We start from the raw sequence: 19471 nt of genomic DNA on the forward strand, positions 1-19471 counted from the left end.
GTGTGAAAGGTTATTTTGGTGGGAAATGATAAGCATGGAAAATGGCTTCTTTTTTTTCACGATTGATATCGAAGAAGTAAGCATACAGAATATCCAACAACATGAGCATAGGGAATTGTGGGGAGATTCGATTGCCGTAATCTAAATCCCGTACAGAAGCCAGTTCGACCATTTCAGTAAACACCTTGTTCTCTTGAGAAGAACGACTGCTAAACAGGACGGTCTTGGCGCCTTTTTCTTGTGCAGCTTGTAAACTGTTTAGGACGACCTCGGTCTGTCCAGACAAACTAAAGGCAATCACTAAACATTTGGGGTCCAAGATGCTAATTGTCCAAGCAAAACTTTCTTGTTCTGTCAGGGCTTCACAGATGACACCGAGTCGCATGAGCCGCAATTTCATTTCTCTTGCAACCAGGCCAGAGCTCCCTTTGCCGAAGAAGTAAACCCGGTCCGCTTCCTCGATGAGTTGGGCGATGCGTTGTAGCTGAGTTTCATCGATTAATTGGTGTGTTTGATTGCGGATATCTTCGTAATCGAGTAAGACACGCTTAGTTAAGGGGCTATATACGCTATTGAAGCTTTGATTCACTGATTCTCTCGAATGCAGGTATTCAAAGATAAACTCTCGATAGCCGGTAAATCCGCATTTTTTAGAAAAACGTGTGAGTGCAGCAAGGGATACATGCAACTCATCAGCTACTTTTTGTGAAGAAAGATCTGTCTCGTTCAGGGCTTTTTTGGTAAAAAAGTCTGCGATTTGCAATTCGACCTCTGTCATTGTGGGCAGGCATTTTTCGATTGTTGCAAAAATATTGGTCGATTTAATCATAACAACTTCCTTGATAAAATAGTACATATATTATATCATACTTTTTCTAAAGCGCTATCACAATATCCCGCCACATTTGAATCATTCGCTTTCTTGAAAGCAATGAAAAGTAAGAAGAGTCGCTTGAAAACATTTACACCATCGAAATCTCAGCTATTTCTTTTGAAATATGTTATAATTCCTTAGTTAAAGCAAATTTTTAATGAGGAAGGAATAGGACCTATGCCCAAAGGGTTCTACAAGCATATGACTGAATATAGAAATGATATCCGTAACGTTGCCATTATTGCCCACGTTGACCACGGAAAAACAACCCTAGTAGATGAGTTGCTCAAGCAATCCCAAACCCTTGATGAGCGGACAGAATTGTCAGAGCGTGCCATGGACTCAAACGATATCGAAAAAGAACGTGGGATTACCATCTTGGCAAAAAACACGGCCGTATCTTATAACGGTACCCGTATCAACATCATGGACACACCAGGACACGCGGACTTCGGTGGTGAAGTAGAGCGGATCATGAAAATGGTCGATGGTGTTGTACTTGTCGTTGACGCTTACGAAGGAACCATGCCACAGACTCGCTTTGTGTTGAAAAAAGCCTTGGAACAAGACTTGATTCCAATCGTGGTTGTCAACAAAATTGACAAACCATCTGCACGTCCAGCTGAAGTTGTTGATGAAGTATTGGAACTCTTTATTGAGCTTGGAGCAGACGATGAGCAATTGGACTTTCCAGTTGTCTATGCCTCAGCCATCAATGGAACGTCTTCTCTGTCAGATAATCCAGCTGACCAAGAAGCGACCATGTCACCAATCTTTGACACCATTATTGAACACATTCCAGCTCCAGTCGACAATTCTGATGAGCCACTTCAATTCCAAGTTTCCCTTTTGGACTACAACGACTTTGTGGGCCGTATCGGTATTGGCCGTATCTTCCGTGGACAAGTTAAAGTCGGTGACCAAGTAACCTTGTCTAAGTTAGACGGTACGACAAAAAACTTCCGTGTTACTAAATTGTTTGGTTTCTTCGGTTTGGAAAGAAAAGAAATCAAAGAAGCTAAAGCAGGGGACTTGATTGCTGTATCTGGTATGGAAGACATCTTTGTTGGTGAAACAGTGACGCCGACTGATGTGGTTGAGCCACTACCAGTCTTGCGAATTGATGAGCCAACCCTCCAAATGACCTTCCTTGCCAACAATTCTCCATTTGCTGGTCGTGAAGGAAAACACGTTACCTCTCGTAAAGTAGAAGAGCGCTTGTTGGCCGAATTGCAAACAGACGTATCGCTTCGTGTTGAAGCAACCGATTCACCAGATAAATGGACTGTTTCTGGTCGTGGTGAGTTGCACTTGTCAATCTTGATTGAAACCATGCGTCGTGAAGGCTACGAATTGCAAGTATCACGTCCAGAGGTAATCATCAAGGACATCGACGGTGTGAAATGTGAGCCATTTGAGCGTGTGCAAATCGATACACCAGAAGAGTACCAAGGTGCCATTATCCAGTCTCTTTCTGAGCGCAAAGGGGATATGTTGGATATGCAAATGGTTGGAAATGGTCAAACCCGTTTGATTTTCCTTGTGCCTGCCCGTGGTTTGATTGGTTACTCAACTGAGTTCTTATCTATGACCCGCGGTTATGGAATCATGAACCATACCTTTGACCAATACTTGCCATATATCCCAGCGGAAATTGGTGGCCGTCACCGTGGTGCCTTGGTATCGATTGATACAGGTAAAGCAACGACATACTCTATCATGCGGATTGAAGAACGCGGTACCATCTTTGTTAATCCAGGAACCGAAGTTTACGAAGGAATGATCATCGGAGAAAATGCCCGTGAAAACGATCTTGGTGTAAACATCACGACTGCTAAACAAATGACCAACGTCCGTTCAGCAACCAAAGACCAAACATCTGTGATTAAAACACCACGCATCTTGACCTTGGAAGAGTCCCTGGAATTCTTAGATGATGATGAATACATGGAAGTAACGCCGTTGTCTATTCGTTTGCGCAAGCAAATCTTGAACAAGGCAGAGCGGGAAAAAGCCAACAAAAAGAAAAAATCTGCAGAAAACTAAGAAGATAATTTAACTGCTAGAAAGGAGCCCAATGTTTTATTTAATTATCGGCATTATGTTGATTTTGTATTATATTTTTGCGGCTCCAAGTACCATTAAAGGGACACTGAATCTAGTGGCTTTAGTCTTTTTGCTAGTAGCTCTTGTTGTTGTGTTGCTACTAGGAGTTATGAAAGTCATCCAATCGCCACCAGAAATTTGGGTTAGTCTAGGAATGATTACTCTGGGATTATGGACAATGCGGGACTTGTACTTTATGCCGAAAAAGACAAAACGGAAAAGAAACTAACTCAAAAACAGCTTGAAAAGACTTCAAGCTGTTTTTTTTACAGACTGGTTGGTGACTTTTTCTTCCTCTTGCTTGAAAAAGAGCTAAAATCACGGTAAAATAGATAGGTTAGAAAGTATGGTTTGATAGTATGAAAAATAGACAAGATTTTAAAAATAAAAAGGTATTGGTATTAGGGTTGGCCAAGTCTGGAGAAGCAGCGGCGCGTCTTTTAGATAAACTGGGAGCCATTGTGACGGTTAATGATGGTAAACCTTTTGAAGACAATCCAACCGCTCAAAACCTCTTGGAAGATGGGATTCGTGTCATTTGCGGTAGTCACCCACTTGAGTTATTGGACGAAGACTTTGCCCTCTTAGTCAAAAACCCAGGGATTCCGTATAGTAATGCAATGGTTGAAAAAGCATTGACAAAAGGGATTCCAGTCTGGACAGAGGTGGAATTGGCTTACTTGATTTCTGAAGCTCCAATTGTAGGGATTACGGGCTCAAATGGCAAAACTACGACGACCAGTATGATCGCAGAAGTCCTAAATACGGGCAATGAATCTGCCAAATTATGTGGTAACATCGGTTTTCCAGCATCCAGCGTTGCCCAGGAAGCCACAGAGTCAGACACTTTGGTGATGGAGTTGTCTTCTTTTCAATTGATGGGGATTGATGCCTTTAGACCACAGATTGCTGTTGTGACAAATTTGATTGCCAGCCATCTGGATTACCATGGCTCATTTGACGAATATGTAGCGGCCAAATGGCATATTCAAGACCAGATGACATCAGCAGACTATTTAGTGCTGAATTTTAATCAAGAATTAGCAAAGGACTTGGCTCAGAAAACCAAGGCTAATGTAATACCATTTTCGACTCTTGAAAAAGTGGATGGTGCCTATCTTTTAGATGGGGATTTGTACTTTAAAGAAGAGTGTATCATGGCGGCGGATGAGATTGGCGTGCCAGGAAGTCACAACATTGAAAATGCCCTTGCGACCATTGCAGTAGCAAAATTATCTGGAGTGGACAACCAGGCCATCAAAGAAGCACTCTCTAGCTTTGGAGGTGTCAAACACCGTTTGCAGTATGTGGATACCATTTCCGGTGTTCGTTTTTACAATGATAGCAAATCGACCAATATTTTAGCGACCCAAAAAGCATTATCTGGTTTTGACAATGCTACGGTTATTTTAATTGCTGGAGGCCTTGATCGTGGTAATGAATTTGATGAATTGGTACCAGATATTATTGGCTTAAAACAAATGGTTCTACTAGGGCAGTCTGCCCCTCGTGTTAAAAAAGCGGCAGTGGTAGCTGGCGTTCCAACGATGGATGCGGCCGATATTGCGGATGCGACCCGAAAAGCGTTTGAGTTGGCTCAAGAAGGCGATGTCGTGCTTCTCAGTCCAGCCAATGCTAGCTGGGATATGTATGCCAATTTTGAAGTCCGAGGCGACCTTTTTTTAAGAACGGTTGAAGAATTAAAGGAAAACAAATGAAGAAGATAGTGTTTACCGGTGGTGGTACAGTTGGCCATGTCACCTTGAATCTCCTACTGATTCCTCGCTTTCTCGAAGAAGGCTGGGAAGTGCATTATATCGGAGACGAAAAGGGGATTGAAAAGGAACAAATTACCAATAGTGGATTGGATGTGACCTTTCACTCGATTGCGACAGGGAAATTACGGAGGTATTTTTCGTGGCAAAATCTATTAGATGTGTTTAAGGTGGCTTTTGGTGTACTCCAATCCCTCTTTATTCTATTTAGAATTAGACCACAAGCTCTCTTTTCAAAAGGTGGGTTTGTTTCAGTACCTCCTGTTGTCGCCGCTAAAACGCTAGGCATTCCAGTTTTTATACATGAATCAGACCTATCCATGGGGTTGGCCAACAAGATTGCCTATAAGTTTGCAACAACCATGTATTCAACCTTTGAGCAAGCTCATTCCTTAACGAAAGTCAAACATGTTGGAGCAGTGACAAAGGTCGGTCAAAAGAGCAATGTCTTGCCCATTCAAATGCCAGAAATTTTATCCCATTTTGACGCCAAATTAAAAACCATCTTGTTCGTCGGAGGATCCGGAGGAGCAAAAGTTTTCAATGATTTTATTAGCCAACACAAGGATGAATTAACCAAACGTTTTAACATTGTCAATTTGACAGGAGACAGTCAGCTAAATAGCCTAAGTAAAAATCTGTATCGGATTGATTATGTGACAGAACTGTATCAACCCTTGATGGAAACGGCTGATTTGGTGGTTACCAGAGGTGGTTCCAATACGATTTTTGAATTATTGGCTCTCAAAAAATTACACCTGATTGTACCACTTGGTAAAGAAGCAAGCCGTGGAGACCAGCTAGAAAATGCTCAGTATTTTGAAGAAAAAGGTTATGCGCTTCAGTTGCAGGAAAAGGATCTGACAGTTGACAATCTACTTGCTAAAATACAAGATTTGCTTTCTGCTGAGAAATCCTTTGAGAAAAAAATGGCACAAACGAAGGAATTGCAGTCCATAGAGAGTTTTTATACTATCCTCAAATCAGATATAGAAAAGGAGGGCTAATATGGAAGAAGAACAGATCAACCAAGAAAGCCTAGCCTTATCCGAATCTGAAGAACAAGAGGTGGCACTTGTCGACGTCTCAGATGTAGAAACTAATGTGGAAGTAGAAGCCTCGCAAATAGTTGAAGAATCAAACCTTGAAACTGATGAAGTGACGGAAGAAAGTGCATTTTTACAGCAATGGAAGAAGCGCCATGAAGCGCATCTGGCGAAACAAACGCAGCAAGAAGTAGAACTTTCAGATGAAGAAATAGAGAAAGTGACTGCTCTGGAAACTATCGTTGATCGGGGAAAACTTAAACAAACAATACTTTCCTCGCATCCACAGAAACCCACATTATCTCCTAAAAAGGACCCCATACCAAAAACGATTGTTTGGCGAACGATACCAGTGTATGTCTTATCAACCCTCATTTTGTTGATATCCCTTTATTTTGTAACCCCGTTAGGTAAGTGGAAACAATTTAGTGTTGAAGGCAATCAGGAACTTTCGTCAGACACGATCATAAAAAAAAGTTTGATTTCGTCAAATGACTATGCCCTGACAACACTACTGCATCACCAGCAATTTGAAGAAAACATAAAATCGAGCAGCCCGTGGATTAAGTCGGCAAAAATAAGAGCTCGTTTTCCAAATCATTTTCTCATAACAGTTGAAGAATATACACAAATTGGTTATGTCAAACAAGGTGAGGAATATTATTCGGTCTTATCCAATGGAGAGGTTTCAGATACACCAACCTCAGCTGACTCTTTGCCGGAAAAGTATACAACAATTCAGTTATCAGATAAAGAGCTAATTAAAGAATTGGTATTGCATTTGGCCTCCATTGATCCGGGTATTTTATCCTCAATTCAAGATATTCAATTGACACCGAGTAAGGCGACAAATGATTTGTTGAGCATTGAGATGCGAAATGGGAATCTCGTTTTGGTACCACTGAATGAAGTTGAGTTTAAATTGCCGTACTATAAGAAAATAGCAAGTGATTTAATGACAACCAGTGTTATTGATATGGAAGTTGGAATATATAGCTATGCACGGGTAAATGGTTAGAAAAAATAGAGAAAAAGTCTGTAATTATCACCATTTTCTAAATTATTATGTTATAATGAAGGGTGAAAAACTCTAAATATCGAAAAATAGAGAATAATTGTTAAAGTCGGAAGTAAGAGAGGACTGATAGAATGGCTAGAAATGGCTTTTTTACGGGATTAGATATCGGGACAAGCTCCATTAAGGTACTGGTTGCGGAATTTATAGATGGACAAATGAACGTCATTGGCGTCAGTAATGTAAAAAGTGCTGGTGTAAAAGACGGTATTATTATTAATATTGATGTGGCAGCGAATGCGATTAAAACAGCGCTTGCACAAGCCGAAGAAAAAGCAGGAATTCGTATCGAGAAAGTCAGTGTTGGTTTACCAGCTAACTTATTGCAAATCGAGCCAACGCAAGGTATGATTCCGGTTACAACGAACTCACAAGAAATTACGGATATTGATGTAGAAAACGTTGTGAAGTCTGCCTTAACAAAGAGCATGACACCAGAACGTGAAGTCATTTCTTTTGTGCCGGAAGAATTTGTTGTAGATGGTTTCCAGGGTATCAAAGATCCTCGTGGAATGATGGGGATTCGCTTGGAAATGCGTGGACTCTTGTACACAGGACCTCGTACGATTCTTCATAACCTTCATAAGACAGTTGAACGTGCTGGTGTACAAGTTGAGAATGTTGTTATTTCACCGTTAGCTTTGACACGTTCAATTTTAAACGAAGGTGAGCGTGAATTTGGAGCGATTGTCATCGATCTTGGTGGTGGTCAAACAACTGTCGCAGTAATGCGCAATCAAGAACTGCAATATACGAATATTTACCAAGAAGGTGGAGACTACGTTACAAAAGATATTTCAAAAGTCTTAACAACTTCACAAAGCATTGCAGAGAATTTGAAGTACAACTATGGAGTGGCTTACCCACAACAGGCAACTGAAAAAGAAAAGTTCTCTGTTGAAGTCATTGGCGAAAACAGCCCTGTCGAAGTAACAGAACGGTACTTATCAGAAGTTATTGCCGCTCGTTTGCGTCAAATCTTTACAAAAGCTAAACAGGACCTTGAACGCACTCGTGCCCTTGATTTGCCAGGTGGTATTGTTCTAGTCGGTGGCGGTGCAATTTTACCAGGCGTGGCAGAATTAGCTGAGGAAGTCTTTGGTGTCAATACTAAATTATATGTACCAAATCAAATTGGTATCCGTAATCCAGCCTTTGCTTCTGTGATTAGTATTGTAGAGTACGTAGGCGGTCTTGACGATGTTGAGATTATTGCCCAAAGCGCTGTTCGTGGGGAAGCAACATTGAGACAAAAACCTGTTGATATTCCGACTACTTCATCAGATTTTAAACGTCCATTGTCGCCAACTCCAGTTCCAAAACCAATTGTTCCAGAAGCGACAGAGCCAGAAGATGATTATCCAGTTCATCCACCTGTTCAAGAAGTTCGCGAAGAAGAAACTCCAGTGAGTGGATTAGGTGATAAACTACGTGGTTTATTTGGAAGTATGTTTGAATAAAAAAAGAAAAGGTGATTAAAAATATGACATTTTCATTTGAAGCAGCAGCTGCCCAAGGCGCTGTCATTAAAGTTATCGGTGTTGGAGGCGGTGGTGGAAATGCCATTAACCGAATGATTGAAGAAGGTGTATCTGGTGTAGAATTTATTGCAGCCAATACAGATGTTCAAGCTCTTAGTAGCTCAAAAGCAGAAACCGTTATTCAATTAGGCCCAAAGTTGACACGAGGCCTTGGTGCTGGTGGTAATCCAGAAGTTGGTCGTAAGGCAGCTGAAGAAAGTGAAGAAGCTCTTACCAATGTTTTAACTGGTGCAGATATGGTCTTCATCACAGCTGGTATGGGAGGCGGATCTGGTACAGGTGCAGCACCTGTCATTGCACGCATTGCAAAAAGCTTAGGAGCTTTGACGGTTGCCGTTGTGACCCGTCCATTTGGATTTGAAGGAAACAAACGCGGTGGTTTTGCTGTTGAAGGGATTGAAGGTCTTCGTGAACAAGTAGACACTCTCTTGATTATCTCAAACAATAACCTTCTTGAAATTGTTGATAAAAAGACACCGTTGATTGAAGCATTGAGTGAAGCTGATAACGTTCTTCGTCAAGGTGTTCAAGGGATTACAGATTTGATTACAAATCCTGGATTGATCAACTTGGACTTTGCAGACGTCAAATCAGTTATGGAAAACAAAGGAAATGCTCTTATGGGAATTGGTATCGGAACAGGGGAAGACCGTGTTCTGGAAGCAGCTCGTAAAGCAATCTATTCTCCACTTCTTGAAACAACGATTGATGGTGCGAATGATGTCATCGTAAACGTAACTGGTGGTTATGATATGACCTTGACAGAAGCTGAAGAAGCATCTGAAATTGTACATCAAGCAGCTGGACAAGGTGTAAATATCTGGTTGGGAACTTCCATTGATGATAGCATGAAGGATGAAATCCGTGTGACAGTTGTTGCTACGGGTGTTCGCCAAGATGGCAATGACAAGTCTGTACGCCATCGTTCAGAAGCCGTTGCAGTTTCTGGTCGCCCAGCACGTTACGATGCACCTGCTCCTGTATCTTCAACAAATACTACAGTAGAGACTCCAAAAGCATCTGCATTTGGAGAGTGGGATCTTCGTAGAGAAAATATCTTGCGTCCAGTTGAAAAAGAAACAACTTCAAATATTCATGTTGAAAAATTTTCAGCAGAAGATGATGAAGATGAATTAGACACTCCTCCATTCTTTAGAAATCGTTAATATGGATCTAAAGAAGAATACTGATGAGGTTTTGACAGCCATTTCAGAGGCTTGTCGGGATGCTCATCGTCCTTCCAATTCAGTAAATGTTATAGCTGTCACCAAGTATGTTGACAGCTCTATTGCTAAAGGCCTCATAAAAAATGGAATCCATCATATCGGTGAAAATAGAGTTGATAAATTCCTTGAGAAATACCATGCTTTAGCACAAGAAGACGTAACATGGCACTTAATTGGAAGTCTACAAAGAAGAAAAGTAAAAGATGTGATTTCCTATGTTGATTACTTTCATGCATTAGATTCAGTAAAATTAGCTGCTGAAATTCAAAAACGAGCAGAGAAGCCTATCAAATGTTTTCTTCAAGTAAACATTTCTAAAGAAGAGACAAAGCATGGCTTCTTACTTGAGGAATTGCCACAAGTCATCAATGATATGCAGCAATTTGATAAGATAATCTTAGTTGGTTTAATGACAATGGCACCTTTTGAAGCTAGTGAAATAGAGTTGCAAGAGATCTTTTCAAAAACAGAAAGTATACGAAAAAACCTTTCTGAAAAGAAAATTCCTAATATGCCATTTACTGAACTGAGTATGGGAATGAGCGGTGACTATGAGGAAGCCATTGCCAATGGTGCAACCTATGTACGAATCGGAACAGCATTTTTTAAGTGAGGTGTAGAATATGGCATTTAAAGATAGTTTTAAGAACTTTTTCAATTATTTTGAAGTAGAACCATCTTCAGAATATGATGAGCAAGTAGAAGCTTATCGTCTAGAGAATAAAGAGCCCAAAATGAGAGTTGCTACGAGCTCAAGTCCTGCATCAGAGAATACAGGTAAAGTGGAATACAAACGTTCACAAGGATCGGCTCCTATCTTGGTGAAAGAAGACAGTCAGATTAGTGGAATGGAAAAATTGACTGCAAGACAACAAGAATTGTCATCGGTAAACGATATGCCAAAAACAACAATTGACATAAAGTTTCCCAAGAAATATGAAGAGGCACCAGAAATTGTAAATCTTCTTTTGGAGAATGCAACTGTCTTGATTGATTTTCAGTATATGTCCGAAACACAAGCTCGTCGGTGTTTGGATTATTTAGATGGGGCTCGTTCGGTTTTATCTGGTAATCTAAAAAAAGTATCAAATACTATGTGGTTATTGACCCCTGTTAATGTTACGGTGAATATTGAGGAATTGCGTTCAGCTAATAAGCATTCTGATTTGCAGTTTGAATCAGATAGTTATGACTTGAAGCGGTATTAAGATGCAGTTGATTATCATTATTTTTTTAAAAGCTTTGGAGATTTATTCCTATATTCTCTTAGCCTATGTTTTTTTGTCATGGGTACCGAGTTTATACGATACAGTTGTTGGTCGTTTTATTATTTCCTTAGTCCGACCTGTCATTGATCCCCTTCGCAAGTTAAACCTACAATTTGCAGGGTTAGATTGGACAGTATTTGTGGTTATGATTGCCTTGAATCTCCTCAGTCGCTTTTTATGGCAGCTTCTCTATCTGATATAATCAAGTAAATGACAAACGAACAACATATATTACAGCATTTTGCAAAAGATGAGCACATTTTCGTTGAGAAAATGTTGGATATTTGTAAAAGAGTAGATAGTACCTATGCTTTTGAATTGACAGCATTTCTAAATCCCAGACAGATAGAAATACTTCAGACACTTGCACATCATTTTCATTTGCAATTCTTTTCAAGCTCAGCATTTTTAAAAACAGAATACAATCGTGTCATTATTGCACCTGATTATTATTCATTGGAACAAGAAGATTTTGAAATTGATATTTTAGAAATTTCTTATCCAACAAAGTTTCATCGTCTGACACATCCACAGATTTTGGGCACATTGTTAAACCAATTGGGTATTCGTCGGGAATTACTAGGTGACATTGTAATGGATGGTGATAGGATTTTTATTGTTGTTGATCAAAAATTCACTACGTTAATCCAATCAACTATAACCAAAATTGCGCGTGTCCCTGTAACATGGAAAGAACAAGATTTTTCTATTTTACAAGGAATAAAACAAGATCGTTCAACAGCCAATCAACTTTTATTGTCCAGTTGTCGATTAGATAAAGTCATTTCTGCCATATTCCGATTGTCCCGTTCACAAGCTGTAAAGCTGATTGAGTCTGGCAATGTAAAAGTCGATTACTCTGAAGTAAAGCAAACTGGTTACCAAGTAGGGCTGTCACAATTGATTAGTGTGAGAGGATTTGGTCGAGCAAAAATGAATGAGTTAATTGGCTACTCAAAACAAGGGAAATTAAAAGTAGAAATTGAAATCATAAAGAATTAGGAGAGAGTATGGCACTTACATCATTAGAATTAAAAGATAAAACATTTGGTTATAAATTTAGAGGTTATGACGCCGAGGAAGTCGATGATTTTTTGGATATTGTAACACGTGATTATGAAGATTTGGTTCGCAAAAATCATGAGCAAGAATCTGAGATTAAATCATTGAGAGACCGATTAGCTTATTTTGACGAAATGAAAGAATCATTAAGTCAGTCTGTTTTATTGGCACAAGATACAGCCGATAAGGTAAAAATTGCTGCTAGTGACCAAGCAACCAATATTGTCAAACAAGCTGAATACGATGCACAAAATGTCTTAAATGAAGCTAAAGAAAAAGCAAATGCGATTCTTCGTTCAGCAACTGATAATGCAAAACGTCTAGCAGTTGAGACGGAAGAATTGAAAAACAAGACACGGATTTTCCATCAAAAATTGAAATCAACAGTTGAAAGCCAATTGTCACTGATTGATTCACCTGAATGGGAGGATATTCTTCGTCCAACAGCCTCTTACTTGCAAACATCAGATGAAGCTTTACGAGAGGTTTTGGAGAAAACGTTGGATTCAAATGTAGCAATTGAAGTGGAAGATGATTTAGACATGACACGTCAATTGACAGCAGAAGAGCTGGAAGAATTACAACGCCACACAGCAGAATTAGACGCGAAAAGTACAGTTGATCAAGTAGAAATTGATGCGCTGGAAGAAGTAACTGAATAAACACAATCAAACGATAAAAACACATCACAATAATGAGCTGTTTAGCGAGCAGGAGATGGTGGGAGCCCTGTCATATTTCATGTTGTTGGTATCATTTTATCTGATTTTTCCTGAAATCTAGTAAGGAAAGACGGCTTGTCTACGTTACGGACAATTGAGGGATAGGGGCAACCCTATCTAAATTAAGGTGGTACCACGAACTTTCGTCCTTTTTGACGGGAGTTTTTTTGTATCCTCTATATCATAATTGAAGCAGATTAATAGTTAAGAACAAATAAGGAGCTATGATGAAATTAAAAGATACCTTGAATCTAGGAAAAACAGATTTTCCAATGCGAGCAGGTCTTCCAAACAAGGAGCCACAATGGCAACAAGCATGGGATGAAGCAGAAATTTACAAAAAACGCCAAGCATTAAATGCAGGAAAACCAGCCTTTCATCTTCATGACGGCCCTCCCTATGCCAATGGAAATATCCACGTAGGACATGCCTTAAATAAAATTTCAAAAGATATTATTGTTCGGTCAAAATCCATGATGGGCTTTCGTGCACCATTTGTACCTGGTTGGGATACACACGGCTTGCCAATCGAGCAGGTTTTAGCAAAACAAGGTGTGAAACGAAAAGAGATCGACCGGGCAACTTATTTAAAAATGTGTCGTGATTATGCACTTTCTCAAGTTGATAAACAGCGTGATGATTTCAAACGATTAGGGATTTCTGCTGACTGGGAAAATCCATACATTACCCTAACGCCAGACTTTGAAGCAGCGCAAATTCGTGTCTTTGGAGCGATGGCGGATAAAGGCTATATCTACCGTGGGGCAAAACCAGTCTACTGGTCTTGGTCATCTGAATCAGCTCTTGCTGAAGCAGAAATTGAGTACCACGATATTGACTCTACCTCTCTTTATTATGCCAATAAGGTAAAAGATGGCAAGGGAGTTTTGGACACAGATAGTTATATTGTTGTTTGGACCACAACACCATTTACCATTACGGCTTCACGTGGTTTGACTGTTGGACCAGATATGGATTATGTGTTGGTGCAACCTGCTGGCAATGCTAATAAGTATCTATTGGCAGAAGCTTTGGTGGATAGTTTGGCTGCCAAATTTGGCTGGGAGCAATTTGAAATTGTTTCAACCTTTAAAGGGGCTGCTTTAGAACATATCGTGACAGAACACCCGTGGGACGAAGGCGTTGATGAATTGGTCATTCTTGGAGATCATGTCACAACAGATTCGGGTACAGGGATTGTCCATACGGCACCATCTTTTGGTGAGGATGATTACAATGTTGGTATGAAATATGGTCTGGAAGTATATGTTACTGTTGATGGCCGTGGTATGATGAATGAACTAGCAGGGCCTGACTTTGAAGGTCAATTCTATGATAAGGTTCTGCCAACCGTTAAGGAAAAGTTAGGTGAGTTGCTCCTTGCATCTGAAGTCATCAATCACTCTTACCCATTTGATTGGCGGACTAAAAAACCAATTATTTGGCGGGCTGTCCCACAGTGGTTTGCATCCGTTTCAAAATTCCGTGAGGATATTTTAAGTGAAATTGACAAAACCACATTCTATCCAGCATGGGGACATACGCGTCTCTACAATATGATTCGTGACCGTGGAGATTGGGTGATTTCCCGTCAGCGTGTCTGGGGGGTTCCACTACCAATTTTCTATGCAGAAGATGGTACAGCCATTATGTCTAAGGAAGTGACCGATCATGTTGCTGCTTTGTTTGAAGAACATGGCTCAGTTATCTGGTGGGAACGTAAGGCCAAGGATTTGCTACCAGAAGGATTCACTCACCCAGGATCTCCAAATGGACTCTTTAAAAAAGAAACGGACATCATGGATGTTTGGTTTGATTCGGGATCTTCTTGGAATGGTGTCATGAATGCGCGGGAAAATCTTTCTTATCCAGCTGATCTTTACCTAGAAGGTTCAGACCAATACCGTGGTTGGTTTAACTCCTCCTTGATTACTTCTGTGGCGGTCAATGGACACGCTCCTTACAAACAAATCTTGTCTCAAGGTTTTGTCTTGGACGGTAAGGGTGAGAAGATGTCTAAATCAAAAGGCAACATTATCTCTCCAAACGATGTTGCCAAGCAATACGGGGCAGAAATTCTTCGTTTATGGGTAGCCTCAGTAGATACAGACAACGATGTACGTGTATCAATGGACATTTTAGGTCAAGTTTCTGAGACCTACCGTAAGATTCGGAACACGCTTCGTTTCTTAATTGCCAATACGAGCGATTTCAATCCAGCTACGGATGCAGTTGCTTACGAAAACTTAAGTGCTGTTGACAAGTATATGACGATTAAATTCAATGGATTGGTAGAGACGATTACAAAAGCCTATGAAGCCTTTGATTTCATGGCCATCTACAAGGCCGTAGTAAATTTTGTAACCGTTGATTTGTCTTCCTTCTATCTGGATTTTGCTAAAGATGTTGTTTACATTGAAGCAGCAAATAGCCCAGCTCGTCGCCAAATGCAGACTGTGTTTTACGATATGCTGGTGAAATTGACTAAATTATTGACGCCAATCTTGCCACATACTGCAGAAGAAATCTGGTCTTATTTGGAACATGAAGAAGAAGAATTTGTTCAATTAGCAGAGATGCCAGTAGCTCAAGAATTTGCCAATCAAGAGGCGATTTTAGGACAATGGTCTGCTTTCATGGATATCCGTACCCAAGCACAGAAGGCTTTGGAAGAAGCACGAAATGCTAAGGTTATCGGAAAATCATTAGAGGCTCATGTAACCATCTATGCGAATACTGAAGTGAAAACCTTGTTGGATTCGCTAAATAGCGATGTTGCCCTTCTCTTGATTGTGTCCCAATTAACGATTGCTGATTTGGCAGAAGCTCCTGCAGACGCTTTAGCCTTTGATACAGTTGCTTATCGTGTGAGCCGTGCAGAAGGAGAAGTCTGTGAGCGTTCACGCCGGATTGATCCAACGACAAAAATGCGTTCCTACAATGCTTTTGTCAGTGATGCCAATGCAAAAATCTTGGAAGAAAACTTCCCAGAAGCAGTTGCAGAAGGATTTGAAGTTAATACAAAATAAAGAAAAAATCTCTAGATTCATCTAGAGATTTTTTCTTAAGCTTCTTTTGCAGGTAAGTTTTTTATAATTGGGATAGACATCTCAATCAGCCGTTCTGTGTGAATGGTCCGAATACCTGCTTGGTTAATAGATGCAATATCAATCTTACGTTTTAGAAAAAAGTCGCGGATGCCATTGATTTCGCTTGGGAGAATGGCACGGTATTTATTGCTAATGAGCACTTCGTAGTGGAGAGGTGCTTGTGTAAAAATGACATCTGTGTTTCCTGCTGAATAGGTTTCAACTAGAAATGCGTCGGTATTTGCTAATTGGTTTTGTACTAATTGCATATGACTATTGGTCGTGTTGATTAATTTCATGCTTGACCTCCTATTCTTTGGCTTTATTATAGCACTAATGTTAGTGTTTGACTAGTCTTTATGATGATTTTGTTGCAATTTCCATTGTTGGATGCCCCATTTGTGGCTTCCTCTTTTCAATTTGTCGATAGCCTCTTCGATGGGAAACCAAGCTAATTGGTTGAAATCTTCGAGAGGTTTGTCAATTTCTTCGAAGGATGTTACTTCGTAGAGATAGGCTGGATTGTAGTAGTGGGTATCCCGGTGACGAGAGTAGAAGTATTCGTCTGCTTGTCCGTAGTAATGTCCAATCTGAGCGGTAAACCCAAGCTCTTCGATCAACTCTCGTTCTAGCGCACTGAGGTGGTCTTCACCGGCTTCAATCTCGCCTCCTGGTAAAAACCAGGCACCGTTTGGTGCTTGCACTAGAATGATTTCTGTTTTGCCAGCATTTGGAATCACTGCATAAACACCATAGCGGTTTTGATAAGCGATTCCTTCTTCTTTTTTTCCGAAAACTGGGTTGTCCATAGTATTCACCTTCACATTTATTATGGTTATTATACTAAAACTCTTGTAAAAATGCTACTAAAATCGTTAGAAAATTCAGTTAATATATTTTTCCTATCTTATTTCAAAAAAACAGTTGGCTCAATGCCGACTGTCAGACTTATTTTGGAGCAGGTTTGATGACAATGTTTCCATTTGAGGTCATAACAGCTCGTAATTTTTTCTCATTTGGATTTTCCAAATAGAAATCGGTAATGGCGTCTTCAATCTGGTCTTGGATAGTTCGACGAAGTGGGCGGGCACCCATTTTTGGATCATAGCCCAGGTCGACCAATTTTTCTTTGACCTTGTCGGTAACATGGAGGTGTAAGTCGTTAGTAGCTAGGCGCTCATTGACATTTTCTAACATGAGATCTACAATTTTCAGCAAGTGTTCTTTTTCCAAGGCCTTGAATTCAATGATACCATCAAATCGGTTCATAAATTCAGGGCTAAAGAAATCACCCAATTGTCCCAAGACGGAGTTAGTCCGGCCTTCAAGGGTAGCCCCAAAGCCGACTGAAGCTTCGCTCTTGCCTGTTCCAGCATTAGAGGTCATGATAATAATGGCATCTTTAAAGCTGACCGTTCGACCTTGTCCGTCTGTTAGTCGACCATCGTCTAAGACCTGCAAGAACATGTGCATAACGTCTGGATGGGCCTTCTCCACTTCATCCAAGAGGATAAGAGAGTAAGGATTGCGGCGAACTTTTTCCGTCAATTGTCCGGCTTCCTCATAGCCAACATAGCCCGGAGGCGCTCCGACTAATTTAGCGACGCTGTGTTTTTCCATGTATTCAGACATGTCAAAACGGATCATGCTATCGGCTGAACCAAAAAGTTCAATGGCCAACTGTTTGGACAATTCTGTTTTTCCGACACCGGTTGGCCCTACAAAGAGGAAGGAGCCGATTGGACGGTTTGGTGCACCTAAGCCGACACGGTTACGTCGAATAGCCTTAGCGATTTTGTCAACGGCTTCATCTTGCCCGATAACAGATGCCTTGAGATCTCGCGCCAAGTGGATGAGTTGTGATTGTTCTTTCTCTTTTAAATCACCAACAGGAATATTGGTTTTTTGTTCCACAATGGCTTCGATTTCTTTTTCCGTAATAAGGGGAATATCTTCCTCGTTGAGACTCGTTTTTTGCATTTCCTTGTACTTGGCAATTTGGTCGCGGTAGTAGGCTGCTTTCTCATAGTCTTCGTCACGAGTGGCTTGGGCCTTGCGGTTTTCAGCTTCAACCAGGCGTTGGTCGATTTCTTTTGGATCAACAAAATTAAGGGTTAAGTTCATTTTTGAACCGGCTTCATCCAACAAATCAATGGCCTTGTCTGGTAAGAAGCGGTCTTGGATGTAGCGGTTGGAGAGGTTTGCAGCAGCCTCGATGGCCTTATCCGTGTAGCGAACATGGTGGTAGTCTTGGTACTTACTTTGGATTCCTTTGAGAATAGTAATGGTTTCTTCCACACTTGGTTCATCAACCTTAACTGGTTGCATGCGTCGCTCAAGGGCAGCATCTTTTTCGATAATGCGGTACTCGTTGAGGGTAGTCGCACCCACCAGTTGCAGTTCTCCTCTGGCAAGAGCAGGTTTCAAGATGTTACCGGCATCCATATTGCCATCACCGGCAGCACCAGCTCCAACAATTTCATGGATTTCATCGATAAAGAGAATAATTTCTTTGCGGTTGCGGATTTCTTCCATTAGTTTTTGCATCCGCTCTTCAAATTGGCCACGGATACCAGTACCTTGCACTAGACTGACCACATCAAGGCGGTAAACTTCCTTGCTTTGCAATTTATTTGGAACATCGCCATCGACAATCTTTTGGGCCAGACCTTCGACAACGGCTGTTTTTCCGACACCAGGTTCTCCAATAAGTACAGGATTGTTCTTAGTGCGGCGGTTTAGGATTTCAATGACGCGGGTGATTTCCTCATCTCGGCCAATCACGGGGTCAATATCTCCACGGCGGGCAATTTCAGTAATGTTGATACCGAACTCATCTAGAATCCCCTTGCCTTGCTGCGGTGGTTGTTGCGGTCCACGTCCGCCTCCTTGTTGGCCACCCCCACCTTGGCGACCAGATTGTGTTGGTGGCGTTTGATCGGGTCTGCGGCCTGCAGGACTATTGCCAGGGAAGCCACCGATTTGATTAAAGAACTCACTAAACGGATCCATATTGTTTGGATTTCCAATATCGCCCAATCCTTTTAAAATAGCGTTGTCTGGATCTGTTTTCATGATTTGGTAACAGTTGTGGCAAAGATCAATTTGTTGTTTTTTTCCATTTAGATTCGTATAAAGATGAATGGTTGCATCGTTGATATGGCAATTGTGACAGAGCATAACCTACCTCTTTCTTTCATCGAATAATTATTTGGTCAATAAAGGTCAAATATAATTCAATTATAACAATTTTGATGGAAAATGCAAGAATCTGAGTTCATTTCTGTATTTTTCTTCAAAAAAATCAGTGGAAGCCTGCTTTACATGCTTTCTCTAAAGACATTTTTAGGAAAATATGGTAAACTGATTATATAAAACAAATAGGAGAAGAGACATGGAATCACATTTGGTGAGAATTATCAGTCGTTTAGAAGCAATGGCGAGTGATGGTGGTACCTTGAAACGCAATTTTGAACGTGAAGGTGTTGTTGTTGCAGAAGTTGCATACAGTTACGATGAAGAAAATGGTTCTGTATTTACATTGCGTGACGTTGCTGCTCGTGAGACATATACATTTGATAGCATTGATTTGATCGCAATGGAAATTTATGAATTGTTGTATTAAGATAGAAAAGCGGTTTTCGCTTTTTTATTTTGTATATTTTGTCGATTTTGTTGCATTTTTAT

General features: G+C 40.6%; 18 protein-coding genes. 14 read left to right on the forward strand and 4 right to left on the reverse strand.

Annotation, left to right across the window (positions count from 1 at the left end; translation table 11 throughout):
• Positions 1-10 precede the first annotated feature (10 nt).
• Positions 11-826 carry a MurR/RpiR family transcriptional regulator gene (locus tag ACVR1I_RS08370; RefSeq protein WP_447443655.1) on the reverse strand — a complete coding sequence of 272 codons (816 nt, stop codon included), beginning with the start codon at positions 824-826 and terminating at the stop codon, positions 11-13.
• Between the two features lie 249 nt (positions 827-1075).
• Between ACVR1I_RS08370 and typA the strand changes: the two genes are divergently transcribed.
• The 13 genes from typA to ileS all read left to right on the forward strand — a co-directional run bounded on the left by typA (position 1076) and on the right by ileS (position 15724).
• On the forward strand, positions 1076-2920 hold the full coding sequence (typA, locus tag ACVR1I_RS08375; RefSeq protein WP_447443568.1) for a translational GTPase TypA: 1845 nt from the start codon (positions 1076-1078) through the stop codon (positions 2918-2920).
• A 31-nt stretch (positions 2921-2951) separates the two neighbouring features.
• Positions 2952-3209: a DUF3165 family protein gene (locus ACVR1I_RS08380; protein ID WP_447443569.1), complete on the forward strand. Its 258-nt coding sequence runs from the start codon at positions 2952-2954 to the stop codon at positions 3207-3209.
• Positions 3210-3339: 130 nt separating this feature from the next.
• Positions 3340-4698 carry a UDP-N-acetylmuramoyl-L-alanine--D-glutamate ligase gene (gene murD, locus ACVR1I_RS08385; protein ID WP_447443570.1) on the forward strand — a complete coding sequence of 453 codons (1359 nt, stop codon included), beginning with the start codon at positions 3340-3342 and terminating at the stop codon, positions 4696-4698.
• On the forward strand, positions 4695-5762 hold the full coding sequence (locus ACVR1I_RS08390) for a UDP-N-acetylglucosamine--N-acetylmuramyl-(pentapeptide) pyrophosphoryl-undecaprenol N-acetylglucosamine transferase (RefSeq protein ID WP_447443571.1): 1068 nt from the start codon (positions 4695-4697) through the stop codon (positions 5760-5762). Before murD ends, ACVR1I_RS08390 begins: the two co-directional genes overlap by 4 nt.
• A 1-nt stretch (position 5763) precedes the next feature.
• Positions 5764-6819 carry a cell division protein FtsQ/DivIB gene (locus ACVR1I_RS08395; RefSeq protein ID WP_447443572.1) on the forward strand — a complete coding sequence of 352 codons (1056 nt, stop codon included), beginning with the start codon at positions 5764-5766 and terminating at the stop codon, positions 6817-6819.
• 131 nt (positions 6820-6950) lie between these two features.
• Complete coding sequence (gene ftsA / locus ACVR1I_RS08400; protein ID WP_447443573.1) at positions 6951-8336, forward strand: cell division protein FtsA; 1386 nt, start codon at positions 6951-6953, stop codon at positions 8334-8336.
• Between the two features lie 23 nt (positions 8337-8359).
• Complete coding sequence (gene ftsZ, locus ACVR1I_RS08405) at positions 8360-9583, forward strand: cell division protein FtsZ (RefSeq protein WP_447443574.1); 1224 nt, start codon at positions 8360-8362, stop codon at positions 9581-9583.
• 1 nt (position 9584) lies between these two features.
• Positions 9585-10256, forward strand: a complete 672-nt coding sequence (locus tag ACVR1I_RS08410) for a YggS family pyridoxal phosphate-dependent enzyme (RefSeq protein WP_447443575.1) — start codon at positions 9585-9587, stop codon at positions 10254-10256.
• A 10-nt stretch (positions 10257-10266) separates the two neighbouring features.
• On the forward strand, positions 10267-10851 hold the full coding sequence (locus tag ACVR1I_RS08415) for a cell division protein SepF (protein WP_447443576.1): 585 nt from the start codon (positions 10267-10269) through the stop codon (positions 10849-10851).
• 1 nt (position 10852) lies between these two features.
• Complete coding sequence (locus ACVR1I_RS08420; RefSeq protein WP_447443577.1) at positions 10853-11113, forward strand: YggT family protein; 261 nt, start codon at positions 10853-10855, stop codon at positions 11111-11113.
• Positions 11114-11121: 8 nt separating this feature from the next.
• Positions 11122-11913, forward strand: a complete 792-nt coding sequence (locus tag ACVR1I_RS08425) for a YlmH family RNA-binding protein (protein WP_447443578.1) — start codon at positions 11122-11124, stop codon at positions 11911-11913.
• A gap of 8 nt (positions 11914-11921) precedes the next feature.
• The gene (locus ACVR1I_RS08430) at positions 11922-12635 is read left to right on the forward strand and encodes a DivIVA domain-containing protein (protein ID WP_447443579.1); all 714 of its coding nucleotides are present in this window, start codon (positions 11922-11924) and stop codon (positions 12633-12635) included.
• A 287-nt stretch (positions 12636-12922) separates the two neighbouring features.
• A complete protein-coding gene (gene ileS / locus ACVR1I_RS08435; RefSeq protein ID WP_447443580.1) occupies positions 12923-15724 on the forward strand; it encodes an isoleucine--tRNA ligase in 2802 nt (933 codons plus the stop codon).
• A gap of 35 nt (positions 15725-15759) precedes the next feature.
• Here the strand turns inward: ileS and ACVR1I_RS08440 are convergent, their stop codons facing one another.
• The 3 genes from ACVR1I_RS08440 to ACVR1I_RS08450 form a co-directional block, all read right to left on the reverse strand.
• On the reverse strand, positions 15760-16083 hold the full coding sequence (locus ACVR1I_RS08440) for a DUF1827 family protein (RefSeq protein WP_447443581.1): 324 nt from the start codon (positions 16081-16083) through the stop codon (positions 15760-15762).
• 51 nt (positions 16084-16134) lie between these two features.
• A complete protein-coding gene (locus tag ACVR1I_RS08445; RefSeq protein ID WP_447443582.1) occupies positions 16135-16593 on the reverse strand; it encodes an NUDIX hydrolase in 459 nt (152 codons plus the stop codon).
• A gap of 139 nt (positions 16594-16732) precedes the next feature.
• Positions 16733-18964, reverse strand: coding sequence for an ATP-dependent Clp protease ATP-binding subunit (locus ACVR1I_RS08450; protein ID WP_447443583.1), 2232 nt, complete (start codon positions 18962-18964; stop codon positions 16733-16735).
• Between the two features lie 214 nt (positions 18965-19178).
• On the opposite strand from ACVR1I_RS08450, the gene ACVR1I_RS08455 reads away from it, so the two are divergent.
• The gene (locus ACVR1I_RS08455; protein WP_447443584.1) at positions 19179-19409 is read left to right on the forward strand and encodes a DUF1797 family protein; all 231 of its coding nucleotides are present in this window, start codon (positions 19179-19181) and stop codon (positions 19407-19409) included.
• Positions 19410-19471: the final 62 nt, after the last annotated feature.

The organism is Streptococcus cameli, assembly GCF_053207365.1.